Raw genomic sequence first — 23,666 nt, forward strand, 5'->3', positions numbered from 1 at the left:
TCCGGTGTGTGTGCACGCCCGGGGCCTCGTCCGATCAGGCCGCGGTCAGCGTTCCCGCCCGATAGTCGGCCAGCGCCTGCTCGATTTCCTCGCGGGTGTTCATCACGAAGGGCCCGTACTGGACGACCGGTTCGCCGATCGGCTTCGCGGCCAGCAGCAGCATGCGGGCCGGGGCGTCGTCGGGGGCGGCCAGCGTGACCCGGTCGCCGGGGCCGAGCAGGCCGGCGGTGTGAGCCGAAAGCGATTCGGCGTCGTCTTCGCGCACGACCCGCGGCACTCCGTCGATCGCGTAGACGAAGGCGTTGTGGCCCGGCTCCAGCATCACCGTCAACCGCCGGCCGGCATCCAGCGCGACGTCGACGAGCAGCGGGTCGGTGCTGCGCTCCCGGTCGGGATTGACCGCACCGCGCAGTATCGACTCGGCGTCGTCGACGATGACGCGTGTCTGGCCGGCGATCGCGCGTACGTGCACGCCTTCGGCCGGAACGGATTCCGGAATCGCCTCCGGGGCCAGGTCGCGGTAATCGGCCGGCCTCATCTTCTCCGCCGCAGGCAGGTTGATCCAGAGCTGGAAGCCCCGCAGACGGCCCTCGCGCTGGCGCGGCATCTCCGAGTGGATCACGCCGCGGCCGGCGGTCATCCACTGCACGCCGCCGGGGTCGAGCCGCCCGGTGTTGCCCATGTGGTCCTTGTGCTCCATCCGGCCGTCGAGCATGTAGGTCACGGTCTCGAAACCACGGTGCGGGTGCGGCGGGAAGCCGGCGATGTAGTCGTCGGGGTCGTCCGACGAGAACTCGTCGAGCATCAGGAACGGGTCCAGGTGGAGGCCGCGCTGCGCGCCGAGGCTGCGCCGGAGCTTCACGCCGGCGCCGTCGGCGGTCGGGATCGCGTCGATGCGGAATCGGATCGTGCGTTCGGTCATGGGTAATCTCCTGTCCGTGCCGGACAATCAGGCGGCCAGGCGGGCCAGTTCGTCACCGGCCTGTTCGAGCGAGCTTCGAGCCCGATCCTCGCCCATCGCCAGGCCTTCGGCGTGAACGAATTCCACCGGGCCCAGCCCGAGGAAGCCGAGGAAGGTCTCGACGAACGGTGTGTGGCTGTCGGCCGGCGTGCCGGCGTAGCGGCCGCCGCGGGTCGAGACCACCACCGCCCGTCGCCCGGTCAGCAGGCCCTCGGGGCCGTTCTCGGTGTAGCGGAAGGTGATGCCGGCGCGCGCGACGTGGTCCATCCAGCTCTTGAGCACCGACGGCACGCCGAAGTTGTACATCGGGGCGGCGATGACCACGAGGTCGGCGGCCTGCAGCTCGGCGATCGCGCGATCGGACCAGGCGGTCCGCTCGCGCTGGTCGGCGTCGCGCTCGGCGGCCGGCGTGGCGAAGGCCCGGAAGGTTGCGCCGTCCAGGTGCGGCGGAGGGTCGGCGGCGAGGTCGCGATGCGTCACGGTCAGGTCGGGTTCCGTGCCGCGCAGTTCGTCGATGTAGCGCGCGGCCAGGCGGGAGGAATGGCCGTCGGTGCCGTTCAGGCTGGAAGTGATCAGGAGCACATGGGTCATGACTGGGGGTCCGGTGGAAGGAACATGGCGCAAGCATAGGATTGATTCGATCGATAGAAAAGCGGATAATTTCGCGATAAATGATCGAATGAATCGATATGAAAGACATCGAACGAGCCGCCCGGGTCACGCTGGACCAGTGGCGCGCGCTGGTCGCGGTGGTCGATGCCGGAAGCTACGCGGCCGCCGCCGAGCGTCTGCACAAGTCCCAGTCGTCCGTGACCCACGCGGTGCAGCGCATTGCCGAGCAGCTCGATGTCGTCCTGTTCCGCCGCGAGGGGCGGCGGGCCGTGTTGACCGAGCCGGGTGGGGTCTTGGTCCGACGCGCGCGCCAGCTGCTCGACGAGGCCGGCAGGCTCGAGCGACTGGCCGGCGCGCTGGCCGCCGGCGAGCCGGCCGAACTGCGCCTGGCCGTGGAAATCATCTACCCGACCTGGCAGCTGCTCGAAATCCTGGCCGAGTTCGGTGAAATGCACCCCGATACGCGGATCGAGCTGCATGAATCGGTGCTCGGCGGCACGCAGGAGCTGATCGAGCGAGGTGACGTGGACCTGGCGATCGGTTCGCGGGTGCCGCCGGGATTCGTCGGTGAGCGGTTGATGGACATGGAGTTCCTGTGCTGCGCTGCACCGTCGCATCCGCTGCACCGGCTCGGCCGCGAGCTGACCCTCGACGACTTGCGTCGCCATCGCCACCTGCTGGTCCGCGACACCGGCAGCCGGCGGCGGGCCGGGGTCCGGGGGCTGGAGGCCGAGCAGCGCTGGACGGTCAGCCACAAGGCCACGTCGATCCGCGCGGCCTGCATGGGGCTGGGCTTTGCCTGGTTCGCTGCCTCGAACATCCGCGACGAGCTCGAATCCGGTGAGCTCGTGCCGCTGCCGCTGGGACCGGTCGGGGTGCGGACCGGAACCCTGTTCCTGATCCACCCCGATCCGGACGCGGCATCGAGCTCGATGCAGGCGCTGATGCAGGGCTTCCGGGCCCGGATCTGACATGAACCCGACACCACGTGTTCATTCCGTTCTGGAACAATTCCGGTGCATGGGGCCCGGCTCTGCAACAATAATGAAACAAAACTGCAATACCGTTCCTGCCGTCGCGAGGGCAGCTCTCGACACGACATCCAATCGAAAGGCCAGACGCATGACTCGACTCATCGTTCGTTCGATCGCGCTTTCCGCGCTGCTCGTCGCCACCGCGGCCCCCGCCTGGGACGTCAGCGGTGATTTCAGGACCCACCTGTATACCGAGGCCTGGCGCGATACCCGCGACGGGGCGACGGAAAGCAGCGCCGAGTCCGGCGCCCGGTTCCGGCTGCGTCTGCGCGAGGCCATCAACGAACGCTGCCGCTTCCAGACCCGGTTCGCCGCGACCGTGGTCGACGAAGGCAACGACTTCGATTTCTACATCCGGGCCAACCGGGATTCGGGCACCGAGGTCAACCCCGGCACCGCGACGCTCGACGAGTTCTTCGTGGCCTGCGAATCCGGCGCGTCGGAGTGGCGGGTCGGCCGCATGCAGTCCAACCTCGATTCCATTCACATGGCCACGCGCAGTTTCGACCGCAGCCAGGCCAGCGCGATCAACATCGGCTGGACCGACGCGATCGCCTACCGCCGCAACTTCGACAACGGCTGGTACGGCGAGGCGCTGCTGCAGTACAACGGCCGCGACGGTAACGGCCAGACCTTCCGCGGTCCGATCACCTTCGACGACAGCGATGCCCGGATCGGCTTCTTCGGCGTGCTCGGAAGCGACGAGGCGGCCGGGCCGATCCTGATGCGCGCGCTGTCGCTGACCGTCTATCCGGACGCCCTGGCGCCGGCCGGCACGGCCAGTGCCGAGCGCGACGACTACGTGATGGCGGCGTTCAAGATCGGCGCCGGCTGGGACGTCGACGACGCCGGTCGCCGGCTGATCGCGATCGGCGAGATCGCGCACGCCCCGAACACCCCGCTGAAGTCCGCGCTCGGCCTGCCGGGCCAGGGCGATGTCGACGGTTGGGGCTGGCAGGTCGGCACGGACCTGGAAAACATTCTTCCGAACAACTCCGTCGGCATCAACTACGGCCAGTCCGACGGCGGCATGCTGATCTCCAACGACTTCCGCCAGAACAACGAGCTGTTCGAGTTCCGCTGGCAGTACCAGGTCACCTCGGCGCTGCGCTTCGAGTTCCGCTACCGCTGGCGCCGCGAGCTGGAGCGCCGCATCGGTGCCGAGTTCCTGCAGCGCGACCGCGACGTCCGTCTGCGCGCGACCTACAAGTTCTGAATCGTCGATGCCCGGACCGGCCGGCGGGTCAGCGCCGGGCCGCGGGCAGTTTCGAGAAGATCTCGGTCACCGAGTCGCTGATGATCCCGCGCGGGTTGCTGACGACGCGCTGGGTGAGTCGACCTTCGACGCGTCCTTCCCAGATGAGCTGTTCGAGGCGCGCATCGACCACGTCGATGGTGATCGTTCCTGTCTCGTAATTGTTGCTCTCGGCCTTGAGGGTATAGACGGGCCAGGTGCTGTACATGCCATAGCGGTAGTCGTAGTAATCGTCCATCGACTGCAGGTTGGCGTGCAAGTAGATATCTTCGTGTTGTTCGGCGTTGACGAAGAAATTGATCAACAGGTCCGGACTCTCCGGATCGTAGCGATAGCCGAGCGCGGTCAGCTCTCTGCGCGACGCGGACTTGAAGAACTCCGTGATCTTCGGCGCCAGCCCACCTCTGTCCGTTCCGGTTTCTTCGATGAATCCGAACGTTCGGTAGTCGGCGAAATCCACGTTCGGCGCGGAGTACGTGTGGACGCGAGGGCCGGTTGCGCAGCCGGCGAGCAGGGTCGCGAGCATGAGGGCGAGGAACAGCGTTGAAGCACGATCAAGGGTCATGGCCATGGATTCCTGGTTCGAAGAAGGTCGACTGAAGCAAGCCTGCGAAGCACGAGTGGAGTGTCCCGGGTGTTCGTCGCGGCACGAGGACGTCGAACTGCAAGCACAACGAGTCGTCCGCGGACTCGAACGACCGGTGCTCATCGCGATGATCCGCCGTCCTCATTATCGGTCGGTGCGGGTAGGCGTTCAAGCGGGTATCGGATTCTGACGGCACGGGTCCACCTGGATTCATGGGGTGGTCCCTTGAATCCACGCACGGCGTCGTCGAAGAAGCCTCGGAGCGTGGGGACCGAACGCCGCTCGCAGCGGGTACCCGGCTCGGCCGCTGCGGGCAGCCAGGAGCGTTCCGACAAGCCCGGATGGATTGACGACGCAGGTCTTGGCCCGTCGTTCGACCAGGTGGACGGCCTGCTGGCTTCCAGCCGCGCGCCCGACGGAGTGGTTCCCGTCGGACCGCCCCGGCATCAGGGGGCGGTGCAGTATGCTGGCGTGAGGCTCGACATCGAGCTGGCCTCGAACGCCACCTCGCTGTCCCGGGCCTGGAAGGTCGTTTCGATATCGAAGCGGAATGGGTCGCATGGATGGCCTCTGTGGCGATCAGTCCGAACGAATGCGATCCGTTCAGCGGGCTCGAAAAAAAGGGACGAACAGATGCTGATTGCCACGATGATTGCCTACCTGGTCGCGCTGCTCGCGATCGGGGTCTGGGCCCAGCGCCGCACGCGCGACACCGCCGACTTCCACCTGGCGGGCCGGAAGATGGGGCCGTGGGTCGCCGCGCTGTCGGCCTCGGCCTCGTCGTCCTCGGCCTGGACGCTGCTGGGCATGAGCGGGGCGGCCTACGCCTGGGGGCTCGAGGCGATCTGGCTGGTGCCGGCGGTGGTCTCCGGTTTCGTCATCAACTGGGTCTTCGTCGCGCCGCGACTGCAGCCGGCCAGCCACGCCAACGGCGCGCTGACGCTGGTCGAGTTCCTGGCCTCGGGCGTCGACGCGGTCACCGAGCGGCGGCTGCGCGCACTGGGCGCACTGATCATCCTGTTCTGCTTCACCTTCTACGTCGCCTCGCAGTTCCAGGCCGCCGGAACGGCGATCGGCGCGGCCATGCCGGTGTCGGCCACGGTCGCGATCATTTCCGGCGCCGCGATCGTCATCGCCTACGTGTTCCTCGGCGGCTTCTGGGCCGCCAGCGTGACCGACGCGCTGCAGGGCCTGATGATGCTGCTGGTGGCCCTCGTCCTGCCGGTGGCGGCGCTGATCGCCGTGGGCGGCTTCGACGCCATCTTCGACGGCCTCCGGGCGCTGGACGATCCTTCGCTGGTCCGTTGGGCGGATCAACCGAACCTGCCGCTGGCCGTGGTGTTCGTCGCTGGCCTGTTCGGCATCGGTATCGGTTATCCCGGCCAGCCGCACGTGGTCAACCGCTTCATGGCGCTGGAGAGACCCGAGTCGATCCGCATCGCGCGTGCCGTCGCGCTGACCTGGGCGGCGCTGATCTACACCGGGATGGTGCTGCTGGGCTGGGCCGGGCGGGTGCTGATGCCGGAGCTCGCCGACGGCGAGTCACTGCTGCTGGTGCTGGCCGCCGACCTGCTTCCGGCGGTGATCGGCGGGCTGATCGCCGGCGGGGTGCTGGCCGCGATCATGTCGACGGCCGATAGCCAATTGCTGGTCGCCGGCTCGGCGGTCAGCCACGACCTGCGCAACGGTCACTTCTCGCTGGCGCTGGACCGGATCGTGATCATCGTCCTGGGCATCGCCGCCGTCGTGCTCGCGCTGTTCTTCCCCGCCACCATCTTCGACCGCGTCCTGTTCGCCTGGCAGGGCCTCGGCAACGCCTTCGGCCCGCTGCTGCTGATCCTGCTGATCTACGGCGGCGTGAAGCCCGGCCACCGGCTGGCCGCCATGGCGACCGGCTTCGTCCTGACCGTCGCCCTGAGCTTCACCCCGAACGCCCCGGGCGACGCCGTCGAACGCCTCGTGCCGTTCTTCCTCGCGCTGGCCATCGCCTGGGTCGGGCGGGTGCGTCGCTGAAAAGCAGTTCTCGCGGAGACGCAGAGGCGCATTGAAACAGCAACTGCGGAACTGCAGATGATGGGCGCGAAGACGCGAAGGCGCGAAGAGAAAAGCGACAGCGTTAATGAAACCGCAGATGAACGCGGATGAACGCAGAATGACTCGGACGCAGCCATCCCCCGTATGCCATCCTGGGCGGAGCGAAGCGACGACCCCGGACCCAGTGTATTTGCCTCGATGATTGTGCTCAGGGGCCGCTGTCGAGATCGGGCGGCGTTTCGATGCGAACGCCGATGACGGCCTCGGGGCCGCGCCAAAATTCAGGGGCAGGGAGAGGTGGGTCGTTGAGGTAGACCGGCAGTTCTCCTAGAAAGGCTCGGATTCGCGATGGGCCAATGTCGAAATGGTTCGCCGAAAAGAGCACCTGCCCACCTTGATGAAGTTCGCATCCGTTCAGTTTTTCACCCTCGGCGCCCTGCTTGATATCGCAGCGGAATTCGGCACCGGAACGCGAGTCTCGATAGGTGGCTGAAAAGGGCAGTTCGACGATCTGAGTGTTTCGATCGTTTTCGAGCTCTGGAACCCGTTCATCGAAATGAAATCGCCAGGGAGGACGTTCGGGGTTGGATTGGTCGATGAAGACCCACTGACCCATGATTTCCGGCAGAAGAAGGCTGCTGGTTCCCTCATAAAAGCCCGGCGTGTTGTTGGTTCCGAGCTTGTAGTTTTGCTTCACGGCGAACGCTTCTAGCGATCCGGCGTCGTCGTCAAGCACTATGGATACCTGCATTTGGCCAACAAACGGGAAGAAAACCGCCACGTCGCCAACTTCTTCAGTCGCCAGACTCGACACCGGAAGGTCGCAGGTCAGACAGGGTCCGTCGGTGACCTTGTATAGTTTGCCGATCATCCAGTGCAACGGAAAATAGCCTTCCGGATTCGGTGGGGGATGGCCAGTGGTGGTCAGACCAGTATCGATCGCGTCATCACGAATCTCGGAGTTTGCAGTAAAAATCTGAGCTTCTCCAGTTTCGTCGTCATAGGCATAAATCACCAGAAAAAGAATCTCGTTCTGGATCTCCACATAGAAGCCTCGGCCACGGTTGGTGTCACTCTGGTCTACGTACATACCGGGTTCTGGATAGACTGCAAAAGCAGATTGATAAAGAGTTGCTGAAGCCAAGAGAAGTGCGCTGGTCGAAAATGACCAAATTCGAGATTCTTGCTGAGTTTGGTTTTCAAAAAACATCAGAGGCACCCAGCCGTATATGTTGCAGTCTGGCTGCCGGTCTTCCATGCGTTGCAACCGGCGCTGTTGCATGCGCGAACCCTGACCCATGTGCTTGATGTCACTTCAAGAGGCACTGATTCCTCCACGCCCCTATAGAAACTATCTGGACTGCTGAACCAACTATTGGAATCCGTTTCGATTTCATACCAGCCAACCAGGCCAGTCGGGGCTGCATAATTTACCCAGTTATCCCCGAAGCAGAGGCCCCTAATAATCGAGACTGTTCCAAATGCACCCGGTGCAGCTCCGCTCGGAGTTCTGTAGCCCCCAATTACAGACGCCATAGTCTCGAGAGCTTGAACCGCATCGCTTTCGCTCGGTACACCTATCGCTTGCGACTGGTACGTCTTGCCTGGATCAGACCAGAGGTTCAGTCGATCACAGCTGCTTAGAGTGCAAGATCCATTTGAACCCATGATCGTGCGAAACTCCGGCACCCCGCCGCTTCCAGGGTATGAGTAGCCGTTGCCGAATGAATATGCTTGGTACCCTGCGTTCGGCGGATAATCATGCCCGATTCCCAGATTGGGACCGATTTCATGCGTAAAATTGTTGAACATCGAGATGCAGCCATCGCCTGTATTCGCGGTCCACTTGGTTTCGGAGTTGCCTGAAGGCGAGTCGGCGGGGAGTCCTGCTCCACACGTCGTTCCCGCTCTGGCTTCATCCCAAATCAATAGTGCCAAATCCGCATTGTGGGTATTGCGAAGCGGAGTAACATCTTCGAACGTGTTGCCGGGGAAGGTGCTTTTCATTTGCTCTGCCATCGTGATGGCCTGAAAAGGGTCTACGTTTAGAGGGGCGGTGTAACTACTTGCTTCGTAATGAACTACCCTTCCGACAGCATCAACATCGCTATCGTCGAATGAGACGTTCATTGACGTAATTGAGGCATTCGCGAGGGCTTCGATGTCGTAATTCGAGGCGGCGCCGCCGGTATAGAGAAGCAAGATGTCGATGACTGCGGTTCCGCCCGGGGACTTCGACGCCTGAGCGGCCGCATGTGGTTCCCTTGAGCCCGGGCTGGCACCGAATGTGCCTGAGGCCTTCTCGTCTCTGTGCGAGTCAATACCATGCGCGCAGACGCTCTCCATCTCATACGCGGCAATATCCGGCTCTCGAGTGTAGGTATTGCCGTCCGAGCCCTGGCGCAGTTCATAGACGATCGGTCCGACCCGCATCATGCCGAAATAGCCGGTCTTGGTGATGGATACGACAAAATCGGAGTGTTCGTAGCCTTCGATCGCACCGACCCAGGTCCAGGCTGAGTCGGTCCACTCCTCGACGTAGCGACCGTTCAGCCGATAGATTTCGCCGGGAAATGGCTCAATCGTGACTGTGGATTGGGCGAGCGGTGCGAATTCGGTCGGCTCAACGCCTTCTCCGGGTGGCTTGGCGGGGTGCAACAATGGGTCGAACTCAAGTTCCACCCGGGCGAAGCGGCGGGAGTGTCGATTGTCGATCCCGGCCTCGCGGGCGACTGATTCAGCGACGATCTCGGGAGAATGAATGAGGGCCGGTCCTGCTTCAGAGCCGTGCAGGGGGGGGGGCGAGCAGAGCGGTAGCAAGCATGCCGGTACCGATCAGTGAATTCCGCATTTCGTGTTTCCTACTGGATGAGCCAACGCAAGCCACGGTAGCACCCGCTGGCGGGTCGTTCAACCTGGGCCAGGGCGTTCTTCTTCATGAATGTGAAATATATTCAGAAGCTTACGGTGCGCTCCCGGGCGACGAATCCTGTTCGCTGCGGCGATGACTGTGTGGGTCGAGCGGGCGATGAATTCCGGGGTCGGGCCTGGAATGAAGGCCCAAAGTCGCTGGATCCCGGGTCAAGCCCGGAACGACAGAATTGGTGATGTCGGATCGTCGCTTCGCTCCAACCGGGATGACATCGGGGTGGGACCGCATGTCCAATCTGCGTTCATCCGCGTCCATCTGCGGTACTTTTTGCGGGTTTCCGCCTTTCTCTTCGCGCCTTCGCGTCTTCGCGCCCATCCTCTGCCGTTTGATTTTCGAATTTCTCTGCGTCTCTGCGAGAACCTGCTTTCGCTCCCGGTCGCCCGGTCCGGGACTGATAAAATACCGGGCTGACCTTTACCCATTTCCCGAGGAAGCCCGTCCATGAGCGGAGAAGTCGATATTCGCGCCGCCGCGCGTCCCGAGCCCGATGCGCTGATCCAGCAGATCGCCGATTACGTCTGCGACTACGAGATCACGTCGGAAGAAGCCTGGCAGACGGCGCACTACTGCCTGAAGGACTCGCTGGCCTGCTCGATGCTGGCGATGCGCTTCCCCGAGTGCGTCAAGCTGCTCGGCCCGCTGGTGCCGGGCGCCGACCTGAAGGGCGGGGCGCGGGTGCCCGGCACGCACTTCGAGCTCGACCCGGTCCAGGCCGCCTTCAACATCGGCGTGCAGGTCCGCTACCTCGACTTCAACGACACCTGGCTGGCCGCCGAGTGGGGCCATCCGTCGGACAACCTCGGCGCGATCCTGGCCGTGGCCGACTACATCTCGCGCACGGAAGTCGCCGAAGGTCGCCCGCCGCTGTCCGTGGACCGGGTCCTCGAGGCGATGATCAAGGCCCACGAGATCCAGGGCGTGCTGGCGCTGAAGAATTCCTTCAACCGCGTCGGCCTCGACCACGTGCTGCTGGTCCGTGTGGCCTCGACGGCGGTGGTCACGCACATGCTGGGGGGCTCGCGCGACGACGTGATCAACGCCGTGACCCAGGCCTGGATCGACGGCGGCGCGCTCCGCACCTACCGCCACGCGCCGAACACCGGCCCGCGCAAGAGCTGGGCGGCCGGTGATGCCTGCCGTCGCGCCGTGATGCTGGCCCTGCTGACGCTGAAGGGCGAGATCGGCTATCCGTCGGCGCTGACGGCCAAGGGCTGGGGCTTCCAGGACGTGCTGTTCAAGGGCCAGGACCTGGTGCTGGAACGCGAATTGGGCAGCTACGTGATGGAGAACATCCTGTTCAAGATCTCCTTCCCGGCCGAGTTCCACGCCCAGACCGCCGTGGAATGCGCGCTGAAGCTCCATCCGGAGGTCAAGGACCGGCTCGACGACATCGAACGGATCGAGATCGAGACCCAGGAAGCCGGCGTTCGCATCATCGACAAGACCGGCCCGCTGAACAACTACGCCGACCGCGACCACTGCATCCAGTACATGGTCGCCGTGCCGCTGATCTTCGGCAACCTGACCGCCGAGTCCTACAACGACGACGTCGCGGCGAATCCGCGTATCGACGCGCTGCGCGACAAGATGACCGTCAAGGAAAACCCGCGCTTCACCGAGGAGTACTTCGACGCCGACAAGCGCGCGATCGGCAACTCGGTGCAGGTGTTCTTCACCGACGGCTCGAGCACCGAGAAAGTCAGCATCGATTACCCGGTCGGCCACCGCCGCCGGCGCGACGAGGGCATCCCGCTGCTCGAAGACAAGTTCGAGCGCGCGATCCGCGGCTACTTCAGCAAGCGCCAGGCCGACGGCATCATGGAGGCGATGGAGAACCGGGCCGTGGCGTCGAACATGGACGTCCACGAGTTCGGCGCCCTCTGGTCGCTGATCTGACGCGCGCGCCGTGAGCCGCGCCGCTCACGAGGCGATTCGCCACCCGAAATCGCTCCGGCAGCTGCACTGGCTGCTGGCCGTGCTGCTGCCGGGGCTGATCCTGTTCGGCCTGTGGATGGGCCAGCTGGACCGTAGCGATCCGCTGAAGGCCCTGGTGCTGCCGTGGCACCTGGCGGCCGGCGGGCTGGTGGCGGTGCTGGCCATCTGGCGCTGGACGATCCGGCGCCGCCATCCCGAATCGCTGCGCGCGGCCGCCGCGCGCACGACCCCGCTCCGCCGGCGCCTGGCCGGTACGGTCCATGCCGCGTTCTATCTGCTGCTCATCGGGCTGCCGCTGCTCGGTTTCGGCGTCTGGATCCTCGATCCGCACCTGGGCCCGGCCCCCTTCGGCGACGGCGTGGCGGTCGGCAACTGGTCCGAACGGCTCCATCGGATGCACTATCTCGGCGCCTGGTCCGTGGCCGTGCTGCTGCCGTTGCACGTCTTGGGTGCGCTGACGCCGGAGCCTGACGGCCGGCGCCCGCTGGGCAGGATGGGATGAGTGCAGGGGGCTAGGGACGAGGGACTAGTGAAGAAAAACGGGGACTAGGGGCGAGCATCGGAAGGGCAGGGCGGACTGGGCACGGGGTTCTACTCGTCCCTCGTCCCTAGTCCCTTTCCCCTCGCCTTTCATTTCATCATCTTCTTCGCCGTGCGCACCACCGCGCCGATCAGCGGCAGGTGTTCGTAGAGGCCGCCGGCGGCGTCCCAGAAGTCCTGGTGGAGGACGACCCGGCCGTCGTCGTCGAAGCGCAGGTGGGTCATGCCGATGGTCTTCGAGTCGATCTTCATGCCGAAGGCCGAGGTCGCGAAGTGCATGTCCCAGCGCACGTAGACATCGACGCCGTCGCGGAGCGTCCGATGCACGATGACCTCGCTGCTGTCGAGCTTTTCGCCGGTCGCGCCCATGTAGTCGGCCACGGCGCGGCCGGTCGTCAGCGTCAGCAGGGTGTCGTTGAAATACACCTCCTCGGCGTACAGCGCCGCCATGCGCTCGGCGGTATCCGACCGGGTCAGGTCGGCGAACACCTCGCCGAATTCCCGCAGGCCGGCGTCGATGGCGGCGGTCGAGCCGGGATGGGTTTCGAGTGCGTCGTGGTACGCGGCCATGGCGGGTTCTCCCGAGGGTCGGGCCCACCAGAACCAGAGCGCCAGCAGCACCAGGGCAACGGCGGACAGGAGGATCAGGGTGCGAAGCATGAGCAGATTCTGGATGCAGGTCGTAACGTCGCGGTGAAGGCGGCTCGGCCCGGGGCGATCAGCATACGCGGTTCACGATGGATTCACCACGGGGGCCGAGCATCCGGTACTCTTCCGCCAGCAGTCCGACATACGCAGCGCTCATGATCAAGACCATTCTTGCCTGGTTCGACACCGCCCAACTCGAGCCGGGTGTCGCCGACCACCGGATCGACCTGACCCGCGTCGTGCCGTTCATCGGCCTGCACCTGGCCTGCCTGGCGGTGTTCTGGGTCGGCGTCTCGCCGATCGCCGTGGCGGTCTGCATCGCCAGCTACCTGGTGCGGATGTTCGCGATCACGGCGTTCTACCACCGCTACTTCGCCCACCGCGCGTTCCGCACCTCGCGACCGGTTCAGTTCCTGTTCGCGCTGATCGGCGCCAGCTCGACCCAGCGCGGGCCGCTGTGGTGGGCCGCCCACCACCGGCGCCACCACAAGCATTCCGACCGCAAGGGCGACCCGCACACGCCGCGCAAGGGCCTGTTCTGGTCGCACATGGGCTGGTTCATGAGCCGCCGGCATTTCGCTACCGAGTGGGAGCAGATCCCGGATCTCGCGAAGTATCCCGAGCTGCGCTGGCTGGACCGCTTCGACCTGGTCGTTCCGGTGCTCTTTGCCGTCGCGCTGTTCGGGCTGGGCGCCTGGCTGGAACGGGCCGCGCCGGGGCTCGGCACCAGCGGCGGCCAGATGCTGGTCTGGGGCTACTTCATCTCCACCGTGGTGCTGATCCACGTCACGCTCACCATCAACTCGCTGGCCCACAAGTTCGGCCGCCGTCGCTACGACACGCGCGACGATTCGCGCAACAACGTGTGGCTGGCGCTGCTGACGCTGGGCGAGGGCTGGCACAACAACCACCACCACTTTCCGGGCGCGGCGCGCCAGGGCTTCTACTGGTGGGAGCTCGACATCAGCTATCTGACGCTGAAGGTGATGTCGTGGTTCGGGCTGGTCTCCGACCTGAAGCCGGTACCGACGGCCATTCGCGAAACCCGGCGCCTGCGCCGATGAGCCGGATCGCGGTGGTCGGCGCGGGGGTGGCCGGCCTGTACGCGGCCTGGCACCTGGCCGCCGACCACGGCCACGAGGTCACGCTGATCGAGGCCGGTGATCGGCCGGGCGGTCACGCCGACAGCCATCGCGTGCAGGCCGAGGGCATGCCCGAGCCGGTCGACGTCGATACCGGTTTCATCGTCTTCAACCACCGCCACTACCCGCATTTCAGCGCCTGGCTCGAGCGGCTGGGCGTGGCCAGCCACGCCAGCGACATGAGCTTCGGGGTGTGCTGCGAGCCGAGCGGCCTGGAGTACAACGCCACCTCGCTGGATACCCTGTTCTGCCAGCGCCGCAACCTGGCCTCGCCGCGCTTCCTCGGGATGGTCGCCGGGATTCTCCGGTTCTATCGCCGGGCGCCGCGGCTGCTCGATACGCTCGACGAGTCGGTCACCCTCGGGGAGTGGCTCGACGGGCCGGATTCGCCCGGCCAGGCGTTTGCCGACGACCACCTGGTGCCGATGGCCTCGGCGCTGTGGTCGTCGCCGTCGTCGCGGGTGCGGCAGTTTCCGATGCGCTACCTGCTGGAGTTCATGCGCAACCACGACATGCTGCAGGTCGACGGCCGGCCGCAGTGGCGCACGGTCACCGGCGGCAGTCAACGTTATGTCGAGGCCGCGCTGCGTTCGTTCGGCGGTCGGCTGCGGGTCGCAACGCCGGTCCGCGCGGTCGAGCGGCTGGAGGGGAAGGGCGTGCGGGTCGTGCTCGACGACGGCCCGATCGAGGTCGATCACGTCATCCTGGCCTGCCACGCCGACCAGGCCCTCGCGCTGCTCGGCGGCTCGGCCACCGGCACCGAACGCGACGTGCTGCAGCATTTCGACTACGAAGACAACGACACCGTCCTGCACACCGATGCCTCCCGGATGCCGCGCCAGGCCAAGGCCTGGGCGGCCTGGACGGTTCGTCGGGACGCCGGCGGCGATCCGGACCGGGCCGCGATCTCCTACTGGATGAACCGCCTGCAGGGCCTGCCCGACGACGTGCCGCTGATCGTCTCGCTGAACCAGACCGAGCGGATCGATCCCGATCGCATCCTGATCCGGCGGGCCTACCGTCATCCGGTCTACACGCCGGCGATGCGCCGGGCCCAGGCCCGGATCGAAGAGATCGACGGCGTCGACCGCGTCTCCTTCGCCGGCGCCGGCTGGGGCTGGGGCTTTCACGAGGACGCGGTCCGGTCGGCGGTGCGGGCGATCGCCGGGCTGCCGTCGAGCGTTCGCGATGTGGCGGCCTGAAGACCAGTACGGAACCGGCACCGTCTGGCACCGCCGGCGGGCGCCCAGGGATCACGCCTTCGCCTATCGGCTCTGGTTCAGCCTGCTCGACGTCGACCGGCTCGACGAACGCTTCGCGCGTTCGCGGCTGTGGTCGCGGGGACGGTTCGGGCTGGTCCGGTTCCGCCGTGCCGACTACTTCCGGCCCGAAGTGGCCTCGCTCGGCGACGCGGTTCGCGACCGCATCGAGCGCGAACTCGGCGAGAGGCCCGGCGGCCCGATCCGCATGCTCACCCACTTGCGCCAGTGGGGCCTGTGCTTCAATCCGGTGACCTTCTACTTCGCCCATCGCGCCGACGGCGCGCTGCTGGCGATCCTGGCCGAAGTCCACAACACCCCGTGGGGCGAGCGGCATGCCTACGTCCTGGACGCCCGCGACCGGACCGGGCCGACGTACCGGTTCGGCTTCGCCAAGGCCTTCCACGTCTCGCCGTTCCTGCCGATGGACATGGACTACGACTGGACATTCACGCTCGAGGACCAGCGGGTTGTCGTTCACATGCGGGTCACCCGTGGCGGTCAAGACTTCTTCCAGGCCGGGATGCGACTCGCGCTGGCCGAGCTCGATCCCGCGGCAATGCGTCGCCTCCCGTTGACTTTTCCTCTGCAGGCCGTAAAAGTGGCCGGCGGTATCTACTGGCAAGCGCTCAGGTTGTATGTCAAGCGAATCCCCTTCCACGACCACCCGCGGACGCACGCCGACGGGTCCGGAGATCGGCGTGACGAACGCTGAGTCACCCACCGCGGCCTCGCCGACCGGGCGCGGCGCCGCGCTGTCGCGCTGGTGCCGCGCGCGGGTGCTGGCCCGCCTGGCCACGCTCGACGGCGGCGAGTTGATCCTTCGCGATCCCGACGGCGAGCACCGGGTCGGTCGCGCCACCGGCCTGACCGCGGAGATCCAGGTCCACGACCTCGGCTTCTGGCGGATGATGGCGACCGGCGGCAGCGTCGGCGCCGCCGAGGCCTACATGGCCGAGCTCTGGGACAGCCCGGACCTGGTCGCCGCGATCCGTGTGCTGGCCGCCAGCCGGGACGCGCTGGCCGACATGGAGAAGGGCGCCGCGCGCCTGTACGGCGGGTTGCTGAAGGTCCTGCACCGCTTCAACCGCAACAGCCTGGCCGGCAGCCGGCGCAACATCGCCGCGCACTACGACCTCGGCAACGCGTTCTTCGCCGAGTGGCTGGACGCGCGCATGCAGTATTCCTCGGGCATCTACAGCGCGCCGGACGCTTCGCTGGAGCAGGCCCAGGAGACCAAGCTGGCGCGCATCGCCGAGCGCCTGTCGCTGGGCCCCGACGACCACCTGCTGGAAATCGGCACCGGCTGGGGCGGGCTGGCGATCTACATGGCCGGCACCACCGGCTGCCGGGTGACCACCACCACCATCTCGAAGGAACAGCACGCCCACGCCGTCGAGGCCGTCCGCATGGCCGGGCTGTCCGACCGCGTCGAGGTGCTGCTGAAGGACTACCGCGATCTCGAGGGCAGCTACGACAAGCTGGTCTCGGTGGAGATGATCGAGGCGGTCGGGGCCGAGTACCTGGACACCTACCTCGACACCATCCGCGCGCGGCTCAAGCCCGACGGCCTGGCGTTGATCCAGGCGATCACGATCGAGGACTTCCGCTACGCCGAGGCGCTGAAAAGCGTGGACTTCATCAAGCGCTACATCTTTCCCGGCAGTTTCATTCCCTCGGTGTCGGCGATCACCGCATCGATGGCGCGGGCCACCGACCTGGGCCTGATCGAGCTGTACGACTTCGGCGAGTCCTATGCGCGCACGCTGCGTGCCTGGCGCCAGCGCTTCGAGGCGGCCTGGGCGCGGATCGCGCCGATGGGCTTCGACGAGACCTTCCGCCGCCGCTGGCGCTTCTACCTGGCCTACTGCGAGGGCGGGTTCATGGAGCGCGCGATCAGCGACGTCCAGCTGGTGCTGGCGCGTCCGGGCTACCGGAAACCCGGCGCGTGATCGCCGGGCGGCGCGAGTTCTGGGTCAACCAGGCCTTCTTCCAGCTTGCCTGGCCGGCCTGCGTCATCGGGCCGGCGTTCGGCCTGCTGTGGCCGGCCGCGCTGCTGATCGCAGGCTTCCTGGCCTGGCAGCTTCAGCCCGTGCGGCGACACCCGGACGATGTCCGCACGCTGGCCGCGTTCGTCGCGATGGGGCTGGTGTTCGACACGGCCTGGGTCCAGCTCGGCCTGGTCGCCTATACCGCGGCGGTTCCGTTCGAGGGCCTGCAGCCGGCCTGGCTGACCGGCCTGTGGATCGCGCTGGCGCTGACCGTTCACCATTCACTGGCGGTGTTCCGCGAGCGCTGGTGGCTGTGGGTGCTGCTGGCCAGCGTGGCCTCGCCGTTGTCCTATACGATGGCCGCGCGGGTCGGCGCGATCGAGTGGACGGCAGCGCCGTGGCTGGTCGTGCTGGCCATCGGTCCGTTCTGGGGCCTGGCCACCGGTCTGCTGTTCCTGCGTGCCCGCGGCGCCGACCGGGCCCGAACCGGGTCGGCCGCCGGCGCGGCCGCAGCCACACCGACCACCGCCACTACGGAGACCGTGAACGGATGACTTCAGACCATCTCGAAGCCGAGGGCCGCCGATGAGTGCGATCGACTGGGCCGAAAAGGGCTGGCTGCCCGACGCGCTGATTCGCCGGGGTATCCGGCGCCTGCTGCGCGAGCGCCTGCGCGAGGAGTTCGCCGACGACGTCGAGCGTCACGGCCAGGTCTTCGAGCGGCGCATCCACGAGCTGCGCGAGTCCGACATCGCGCTGGAAACCGAGGCCGCCAACGAGCAGCACTACGAAGTGCCGGCCGGGTTCTACGAGCTGTCGCTGGGCAAGCACCTGAAATACTCCTCGGCCTATTTCCCGCCCGGCGTCGAGGCGCTGACCGAGGCCGAAGCCGCGATGCTCGCGCTGACCTGCGAGCGGGCCGCGCTGGCCGACGGCCAGCGGGTGCTCGAACTCGGCTGCGGCTGGGGTTCGCTGACCCTGTGGATGGCCGAGCAGTATCCGGCCTCGAGAATCATCGGCGTGTCCAACTCCGCCTCGCAGCGCGAACACATCCTGAAGCGCGCCGAAGAGCGCGGCCTGGACAACGTCGAGATCCTGACCCGCGACGTCAACCGACTCGAACTCGACGAGCGCTTCGACCGGGTCGTCTCGGTCGAGATGTTCGAGCACGTGCGCAATTACCAGCGTCTGCTCGAACGGATCGCCGGCTGGCTGACCGACGACGGGCGGCTGTTCGTACACGTGTTCTGTCACCGCTACCTGATGTACCCGTTCGAAACCGAGGGCGACAACAACTGGATGGGTCGGCATTTCTTCACCGGCGGTCTGATGCCCTCGGCCGACACCTTCTTCCGCTTCCAGGATCACCTGCGCGTGACGGACCGCTGGCTGGTCGACGGCCGCCACTACGCGAAGACCTCGCGGGCCTGGCTGGATCGGCTGGATCGCAATCGCGAGCGCGCCCTGGCGCTGTTCGAGAACGACGGCACCGACGTGCCGGCGAAGGTCCGGGTCCAGCGCTGGCGGATGTTCTTCATGGCGTGCGAGGAGCTGTTCGCGTTCAACGGCGGCTCGGAGTGGCTGGTGGCCCACTATCGATTCCAGAAGCGCTGATCCGTCGTGGACGGGCTGAACCGGTTCTTCAAGGGCAGCATCAAGGCCAAGCTGGTCAAGGTGTTCGTCATCCAGGTCGCGGCCATCTCGGCGGCGACCGTGCTCGGGGTCTATGCCGCGGCGGTGATCGTCGAGCGCGGCCTCGTGCAGGAGGCACTCAGCGGCGAGGCCGAGCACTTCTGGACCCATCGCGCGGCCGATCCCGACTTCCCGCTGCCCAACACCGAGAACCTGGTCGGCTACCTGTCCGGGCCCGGCGTGGAGGCCGAACTGCCCGAGTGGCTGGAGGGCATCGGGCCCGGCTTCGGCCGGGTGCGCAAGGGCGACAGCACGCCGGTGCTGCACGTGACCGAGCGCGACGGCCATCACCTGTACCTGGTGTTCGACGAGAACCAGGTCTCCAACCTGGCGTTCTACTTCGGCATCGCGCCACTGACCGGCGTGCTGCTGGTGATCTACGTGCTGTCGTGGATGGCCTACCTGATGAGCCGGCGGGCGGTGTCGGCCGTGGTGCAGCTGGCCGAGGTCGTGCGAAGCTTCGACTTCCAGGAAGGCCGCTTCGAGCAGATGCACTTCGACGAACTGGCCGACATCAGCGACCCGGAAGTGCTGGCGCTGGTCAACGCCTTCGACCAGTTCACCACTCGCCTGGAACGCTTCGTGGCCCGCGAGCGCAATTTCACCCGCAATGCCTCGCACGAGCTGCGCACGCCGCTGGCGGTGCTCAAGGCCAACCTGGACCTGGTCCGCAAGAACCCCGAATCACCGCGCCTGCCGGAAACCATCGAGCGGATGAGCCGGACCGTGCGCGACATGGAATCGCTGGTCGAGACCCTGCTGCTGCTGGCGCGCGAGTCGGAGTCCAAGCTGTCGTGGTCGTCGGTGGTGCTCAATGACCTGGTCGCCGATCAGCTCGAACAGGTCGAAAAGGCGATCGCCCGGCCCGCCGTCAAGACCGAGTTCCATGCCGAGTGCCTGCTGGAGACCGAGGCGCCCGAGCGCGTGCTCGGCATCATCTTCCACAACCTGCTGCGCAACGCGCTGACCTTCACCGAGCAGGGCACCGTCAGCATCCACATCGATGCCCACTCGGTGACCGTGCGCGACACCGGCTGCGGGATGACCGAGGAGGACCTCGAGCGCGCGTTCGAGCCGTTCTACCGCGCCCACGATCGATCGAACGAGGGTTACGGCCTCGGCCTGGCGATCGTGGCCCGGCTGTGCCGCCGCTTCGGCTGGCCGCTGGAAGCCGAGAGCGAGGTCGGCGTCGGTACCTCGTTCCGGGTCAACTTCCCGAAGGCGCGCCGACTGGCCTTCGTCGGCCGGGAAAGCCGATAGCCCGACGCCCGGTCTGTCTCTTCGAACAGCGCTGCCGCCGTTCACGGTCCACCGACCGGGCGCGCGGCATCGTTTGCATCCAGTCCTTCGTATCGGTCCAGGAGAGTGCGTGATGAGCAAGGTCGTTGAAGAAGTTCTCGAAGCCAATTCCCGCTACGCCGCCGACTTCGGCGACAAGGGAAGACTGCCCATGCCGCCGGGGCGGCAGTTCGCCATCCTCACCTGCATGGACGCGCGGCTGGACCCGGCCAGGTATGCCGGCCTGGCCGAGGGCGATGCCCACGTGATCCGCAATGCCGGGGGACGGGCCAGCGACGACGCGATCCGCTCGCTGGTGATTTCCTACAAGCTGCTCGGCACCCGCGAATGGTTCGTGATCCACCACACCGACTGCGGCATGGAGACCTTTTCCTCCGAGATCATGGCCGAACTGCTGGCCGGCAGCCTGGAGACGGCCAGCATCGACGAGAACGGCTGGAGCGACCCCGGCACCGGCGGCGGAACCGACGAGGGTCGCTACCTGCAGTGGCTGACCATCTCCGACCTGGCCGGCAGCGTGGTCGAGGACGTCCGGCGCATTCGGGCCAACCCGATGGTGCCGGGCCGGATCCCGATCCACGGCTACATCTACGACTGCGCCACCGGAAAGCTGATCGAAGTGCCGGAAGCGACCCGGGCCGGCCAGCCCACCGCGTAGGCGCGGCGGGGCCGGGGAGTCACGAAACGTCAGCGGGTCCGGTCACGCCGGGCCCGCTCGGTTTCGCTGTAGCGGGCGTACATGTCCATCAGCACGCTTCGGAACCGGCCGCTGTAGCCGGCCGCCACGCCGAGCGCCAGCGACACCAGTGCGGCCCGATCGGGGTGGTCGCGGACCCAGTCGCTGAGTACCGGGTCGGCGTGCTCGCGCAGATACGATTCCAGCTCCTCGCCGAGCTCGAAATCCGACTGGCTCGGCGGCGGCGTGCTGCGGGTCCGGTTGGCCAGCTTCGCGCCGATCAGCACCAGCGCGATCAGCACGATTCCGCAGGCCGCGGTGACCAGTGCGGCCAGGTTGGGCGGCAGCGATTCGCGGAAGGTGAAGTACCCGGCCACGCCGAGAAAGGCGAACACGCACAGCGCCAGCGGGATGACCAGCGCGGTGGCGAGCACGCCGGTCTCGGCGCGTTGTTTGAGTTTCCCGACCATCGAGATCATCGAGCGCTCCCGTGCAGCATCCGGCCCGCCCGCTTCAGCGGTCGAGCAGCTTGCCCAGCATGAAGCCGATGCCCAGCGCCGCGGCAATGCTGGTCATCGGCCGGTCCTCGACTTCCTTTTCGAACGCGCCCCAGGTTTCGCGGGCCTGTTCGCGGGAGCGGTTGGCGGCCGAGCGGACGCGCTGCCGACCCTCGTCGGACGCGCTATGGGCAATCCGACCGACGGTCTCGCCGATGCTGGCCAGCTCGTCCTTCAGCGTTGCGAATTCGGCTTTCAGTTCCTGCAGTTCCTTTTCGGTTGCACTTGCCATGATGGCTCCTTGGGTGGGTGGGTTCGTGGATTCGGAGCGCGCAGTCTGCGTCGACGGCACGCTCCGCTGAATCGATGAATGGTGTCGGGTGCATCAGCTCGGCGTTCGCGTCGGCGGCGGTGCCGCGGCGCGGTCGTCCGATGACGCTTCGTCCGGCAGCGGGGCCGTGCGCCGGGCCGCCCACGGCAGCTCCAGCAGCGACGCCCAGCCGAGGCCCATCGCCAGCCCCAGCGTGATGCCGGACGGTGCGGCCCAGCCGGCCACGATGGCGGCCAGCGCCACGCAGAACAGGCCGAAGCTGCCGAACGCGGCGCAGGCCACGCCGGCGCCCCAGCCGCGCATTCGCGCGATCAGCGCGCTGGCGTGGACGACCAGCGCGGCGGACGAGGCCACCGAAACCGCCGGAAACTCGGCGTTGGGCACGTGGCCCTCGAGCACGAAGCGATCGAGAACGAAGGCCCCGCCGGTGGCCCCGACGGTGCCGACGATGAAGCGTGTTGCCGCGATCCAGTCCGCTCGCCAGGTCACCGCCAGCACGATCGGCAGGGTGACGGCGAGAATGCCGGGCCAGTGGAATGCGCGTAGCAGCTGCTCGGCGAGCCGCACCGCCTCGTCGGTGCGCGTCCGGTTCATCCATTCGAGCATCGGAAAATCGATTCGGGCCAGTCCCCACACGGCGTGGCTCTGGCTGAACACCAGCCCGATCCCGCCGACCGCCGTCAGCAGCGCGAGGAAACAGACCGTAAGGTTCAGGCCCTGGGCCAGGCGCGGGTCGAAGCGCCGCCAGACCCAGCGGAAGCCCGGCGCCAGCGCGCGGGCCAGTCCACGCGTGCCGGTCGCACGCAGTGCCGTTCGGAAGACCGCCTGCACGTGCTGCTTGTTGGCCGCGATCCAGAGCGCGATCCAGCGAATGAGCAGCGCCGCGAAGACCAGCAGCAGCACCAGGATGCTGGCGGTGCCGCTGATCTCCCTGATCAGGTCCCAGGACTCGCCGAGCAGGTAGCCCAGTGCCAGGTAACTGGCCGCCCAGAGCACGCTGGCGAACACATCGAAGACCACGAAGCGCCGGTAGGGCAGGCCGGATGCGCCGGCCAGGAACGGCGTCATGACCCGGGTCGGGGTCGAAACCCGCCCGAGCACGATGGCCCATTCGCCGCGCCGCTTCATGAAGGCCCGCGCAGTGTCGATCGGGGTGCCGAGGAAGCGTTGCATCGGCGCGGAGTCCAGCACGTCGTTGCCGTAGCGTCGGCCGAGCAGGAAGCCCGTGGCATTGCCGGCCAGCGTGGCCGCACTGACCACGACCAGCAGCACCTCGAGCTTCACGTCGGCCCGCGCGGCCAGGATGCCGCCTGTGACCACCGCCAGTTCGCCGGGCGTGACGAAGCCCAGGAAGAACGCGGCTTCCGTCCAGCAGAAGACCGCGATCAGCACATAGATGGTCAGTGGCGAAAGCTCGAACAGCGCATCGAGAACCTTGTCCATGAATCGATTCGCCTCCCGGCATTCTCAGCGTCGCTGCAGTGCCGAGCGCGCAGTCGACTGCGCACTCGGTTGCGCGATTCGACGCTCGAGCCGCTGTATGTGCCGATGAGATCGGGATCACCATATGAGCAGCCTATGCGCTTTCGGCCGGCGGGCTCTTAACATGGAGCAAGCAGCAACGCAGGGCGCACTGGGCAACGCCGCCCGGACGAACCGGGCCTGCGCCGCGAGCGTCGCTGCGGAGACGGACGGCGACCGAAGCAGTCGCCGCGCTCGGTGCAGCATGGATCGTGGCCGGGGCGGACTCGCTCAGTCCATGAGCTGGTTGAGCTTCTCGGAGATCGCTTCGCGGCTTTCGCCGTACTTCTCCTGGATCCGTGCGATCAGCTCGTCGCGGTTTCCTTCGGCCTTCTTCACCTCGTCGTCGGTCAATTCGCCCCACTGCTGTTTGAGCTTGGCGGTGAGCAGGTCCTTCTTGGCTTCGGCCTGATTGCGTTCCATGTCACGCTCCATTCGATGACTGAGCGGGCAGTGTGGGCGGTGCGGGCCGGTGGCGCCTTAACCTGGATTGACGAGCCGACTCCGGACCGGCAACCGCAAGGCCCGCCGCTTTTGGCGACAGGGTGGATGCAGTTCGATGTCAGCGATTGGCGGCAAGCTGATGAAATAAAACGATAAATACTAGCGATTTCGACGCCGTCGCGGCGCGGAGGCGACGCGCGGCCCGGTCGACTGGGGCGCGCCGCTATACTACGCGCGCTGTCCTTCCGGCCCATCCGAATCGCACGTCCAGGGGATC

The 23,666-nt window shown here is 66.6% G+C and carries 23 protein-coding genes; 13 read left to right on the forward strand and 10 right to left on the reverse strand.

The window, feature by feature from the left end; genetic code table 11:
* Positions 1 to 34: 34 nt before the first annotated feature.
* Both HFP89_RS04495 and HFP89_RS04500 read right to left on the reverse strand, forming a co-directional pair.
* Positions 35 to 922, reverse strand: coding sequence for a pirin family protein (locus tag HFP89_RS04495; protein ID WP_168716448.1), 888 nt, complete (start codon positions 920 to 922; stop codon positions 35 to 37).
* A 27-nt stretch (positions 923 to 949) separates the two neighbouring features.
* Positions 950 to 1,552, reverse strand: coding sequence for an NAD(P)H-dependent oxidoreductase (locus tag HFP89_RS04500; protein WP_168716449.1), 603 nt, complete (start codon positions 1,550 to 1,552; stop codon positions 950 to 952).
* 98 nt (positions 1,553 to 1,650) lie between these two features.
* Here HFP89_RS04500 and HFP89_RS04505 point away from each other — a divergent pair, with 98 nt between their 5' ends.
* The gene (locus tag HFP89_RS04505; protein WP_168716450.1) at positions 1,651 to 2,544 is read left to right on the forward strand and encodes a LysR family transcriptional regulator; all 894 of its coding nucleotides are present in this window, start codon (positions 1,651 to 1,653) and stop codon (positions 2,542 to 2,544) included.
* A gap of 151 nt (positions 2,545 to 2,695) precedes the next feature.
* On the forward strand, positions 2,696 to 3,823 hold the full coding sequence (locus tag HFP89_RS04510) for a hypothetical protein (protein ID WP_168716451.1): 1,128 nt from the start codon (positions 2,696 to 2,698) through the stop codon (positions 3,821 to 3,823).
* Between the two features lie 28 nt (positions 3,824 to 3,851).
* Here the strand turns inward: HFP89_RS04510 and HFP89_RS04515 are convergent, their stop codons facing one another.
* The gene (locus tag HFP89_RS04515; RefSeq protein ID WP_168716452.1) at positions 3,852 to 4,427 is read right to left on the reverse strand and encodes a DUF4136 domain-containing protein; all 576 of its coding nucleotides are present in this window, start codon (positions 4,425 to 4,427) and stop codon (positions 3,852 to 3,854) included.
* 654 nt (positions 4,428 to 5,081) lie between these two features.
* Here HFP89_RS04515 and HFP89_RS04520 point away from each other — a divergent pair.
* A complete protein-coding gene (locus tag HFP89_RS04520) occupies positions 5,082 to 6,461 on the forward strand; it encodes a sodium/proline symporter (protein ID WP_168716453.1) in 1,380 nt (459 codons plus the stop codon).
* 229 nt (positions 6,462 to 6,690) lie between these two features.
* Here HFP89_RS04520 and HFP89_RS04525 read toward each other — a convergent pair whose 3' ends face one another.
* Together HFP89_RS04525 and HFP89_RS15940 are read right to left on the reverse strand one after the other, a co-directional pair.
* On the reverse strand, positions 6,691 to 7,692 hold the full coding sequence (locus HFP89_RS04525) for a hypothetical protein (protein ID WP_206212224.1): 1,002 nt from the start codon (positions 7,690 to 7,692) through the stop codon (positions 6,691 to 6,693).
* Positions 7,692 to 9,164 carry a reprolysin-like metallopeptidase gene (locus HFP89_RS15940; RefSeq protein WP_168716455.1) on the reverse strand — a complete coding sequence of 491 codons (1,473 nt, stop codon included), beginning with the start codon at positions 9,162 to 9,164 and terminating at the stop codon, positions 7,692 to 7,694. The genes HFP89_RS04525 and HFP89_RS15940 overlap by 1 nt, the downstream gene beginning before the upstream one ends.
* A 691-nt stretch (positions 9,165 to 9,855) precedes the next feature.
* On the opposite strand from HFP89_RS15940, the gene HFP89_RS04535 reads away from it, so the two are divergent.
* Both HFP89_RS04535 and HFP89_RS04540 read left to right on the forward strand, forming a co-directional pair.
* On the forward strand, positions 9,856 to 11,310 hold the full coding sequence (locus HFP89_RS04535) for a bifunctional 2-methylcitrate dehydratase/aconitate hydratase (RefSeq protein WP_168716456.1): 1,455 nt from the start codon (positions 9,856 to 9,858) through the stop codon (positions 11,308 to 11,310).
* A gap of 10 nt (positions 11,311 to 11,320) precedes the next feature.
* A complete protein-coding gene (locus tag HFP89_RS04540) occupies positions 11,321 to 11,851 on the forward strand; it encodes a cytochrome b/b6 domain-containing protein (RefSeq protein WP_168716457.1) in 531 nt (176 codons plus the stop codon).
* Between the two features lie 128 nt (positions 11,852 to 11,979).
* On the opposite strand, the gene HFP89_RS04545 is transcribed toward HFP89_RS04540, so the two are convergent.
* On the reverse strand, positions 11,980 to 12,549 hold the full coding sequence (locus HFP89_RS04545; RefSeq protein WP_168716458.1) for a nuclear transport factor 2 family protein: 570 nt from the start codon (positions 12,547 to 12,549) through the stop codon (positions 11,980 to 11,982).
* A 143-nt stretch (positions 12,550 to 12,692) separates the two neighbouring features.
* Between HFP89_RS04545 and HFP89_RS04550 the strand changes: the two genes are divergently transcribed.
* The 8 genes from HFP89_RS04550 to HFP89_RS04585 all read left to right on the forward strand — a co-directional run bounded on the left by HFP89_RS04550 (position 12,693) and on the right by HFP89_RS04585 (position 20,578).
* Positions 12,693 to 13,601 carry an acyl-CoA desaturase gene (locus tag HFP89_RS04550; protein WP_168716459.1) on the forward strand — a complete coding sequence of 303 codons (909 nt, stop codon included), beginning with the start codon at positions 12,693 to 12,695 and terminating at the stop codon, positions 13,599 to 13,601.
* Complete coding sequence (locus HFP89_RS04555; RefSeq protein ID WP_168716460.1) at positions 13,598 to 14,881, forward strand: FAD-dependent oxidoreductase; 1,284 nt, start codon at positions 13,598 to 13,600, stop codon at positions 14,879 to 14,881. Before HFP89_RS04550 ends, HFP89_RS04555 begins: the two co-directional genes overlap by 4 nt.
* On the forward strand, positions 14,868 to 15,653 hold the full coding sequence (locus HFP89_RS04560) for a DUF1365 domain-containing protein (RefSeq protein ID WP_168716461.1): 786 nt from the start codon (positions 14,868 to 14,870) through the stop codon (positions 15,651 to 15,653). Before HFP89_RS04555 ends, HFP89_RS04560 begins: the two co-directional genes overlap by 14 nt.
* Entirely contained in the window at positions 15,640 to 16,890 is a 1,251-nt protein-coding gene (locus HFP89_RS04565) for a cyclopropane-fatty-acyl-phospholipid synthase family protein (RefSeq protein ID WP_206212226.1), read from the forward strand. Before HFP89_RS04560 ends, HFP89_RS04565 begins: the two co-directional genes overlap by 14 nt.
* A complete protein-coding gene (locus HFP89_RS04570) occupies positions 16,887 to 17,483 on the forward strand; it encodes a DUF2878 domain-containing protein (protein WP_168716463.1) in 597 nt (198 codons plus the stop codon). The genes HFP89_RS04565 and HFP89_RS04570 overlap by 4 nt, the downstream gene beginning before the upstream one ends.
* Before the next feature lie 31 nt (positions 17,484 to 17,514).
* Complete coding sequence (locus HFP89_RS04575) at positions 17,515 to 18,543, forward strand: cyclopropane-fatty-acyl-phospholipid synthase family protein (protein ID WP_168716464.1); 1,029 nt, start codon at positions 17,515 to 17,517, stop codon at positions 18,541 to 18,543.
* A 6-nt stretch (positions 18,544 to 18,549) separates the two neighbouring features.
* Positions 18,550 to 19,881, forward strand: coding sequence for a HAMP domain-containing sensor histidine kinase (locus HFP89_RS04580; protein WP_168716465.1), 1,332 nt, complete (start codon positions 18,550 to 18,552; stop codon positions 19,879 to 19,881).
* A gap of 112 nt (positions 19,882 to 19,993) precedes the next feature.
* Positions 19,994 to 20,578 (forward strand): carbonic anhydrase, encoded by a 585-nt coding sequence (locus HFP89_RS04585; protein ID WP_168716466.1) that lies wholly within the window; start codon positions 19,994 to 19,996, stop codon positions 20,576 to 20,578.
* A gap of 29 nt (positions 20,579 to 20,607) precedes the next feature.
* On the opposite strand, the gene HFP89_RS04590 is transcribed toward HFP89_RS04585, so the two are convergent.
* The 4 genes from HFP89_RS04590 to HFP89_RS04605 form a co-directional block, all read right to left on the reverse strand.
* Positions 20,608 to 21,075 carry a hypothetical protein gene (locus HFP89_RS04590; RefSeq protein WP_168716467.1) on the reverse strand — a complete coding sequence of 156 codons (468 nt, stop codon included), beginning with the start codon at positions 21,073 to 21,075 and terminating at the stop codon, positions 20,608 to 20,610.
* Positions 21,076 to 21,109: 34 nt separating this feature from the next.
* On the reverse strand, positions 21,110 to 21,385 hold the full coding sequence (locus HFP89_RS04595; RefSeq protein WP_168716468.1) for a DUF883 family protein: 276 nt from the start codon (positions 21,383 to 21,385) through the stop codon (positions 21,110 to 21,112).
* A gap of 93 nt (positions 21,386 to 21,478) precedes the next feature.
* Positions 21,479 to 22,867, reverse strand: a complete 1,389-nt coding sequence (locus tag HFP89_RS04600; RefSeq protein ID WP_168716469.1) for a DedA family protein — start codon at positions 22,865 to 22,867, stop codon at positions 21,479 to 21,481.
* Positions 22,868 to 23,176: 309 nt separating this feature from the next.
* A complete protein-coding gene (locus tag HFP89_RS04605; RefSeq protein ID WP_168716470.1) occupies positions 23,177 to 23,368 on the reverse strand; it encodes a CsbD family protein in 192 nt (63 codons plus the stop codon).
* Between the last annotated feature and the right edge of the window lie 298 nt (positions 23,369 to 23,666).

This window comes from Wenzhouxiangella sp. XN79A, assembly GCF_012272825.1.
In the GTDB taxonomy this organism is placed as follows: Bacteria; Pseudomonadota; Gammaproteobacteria; order Xanthomonadales; family Wenzhouxiangellaceae.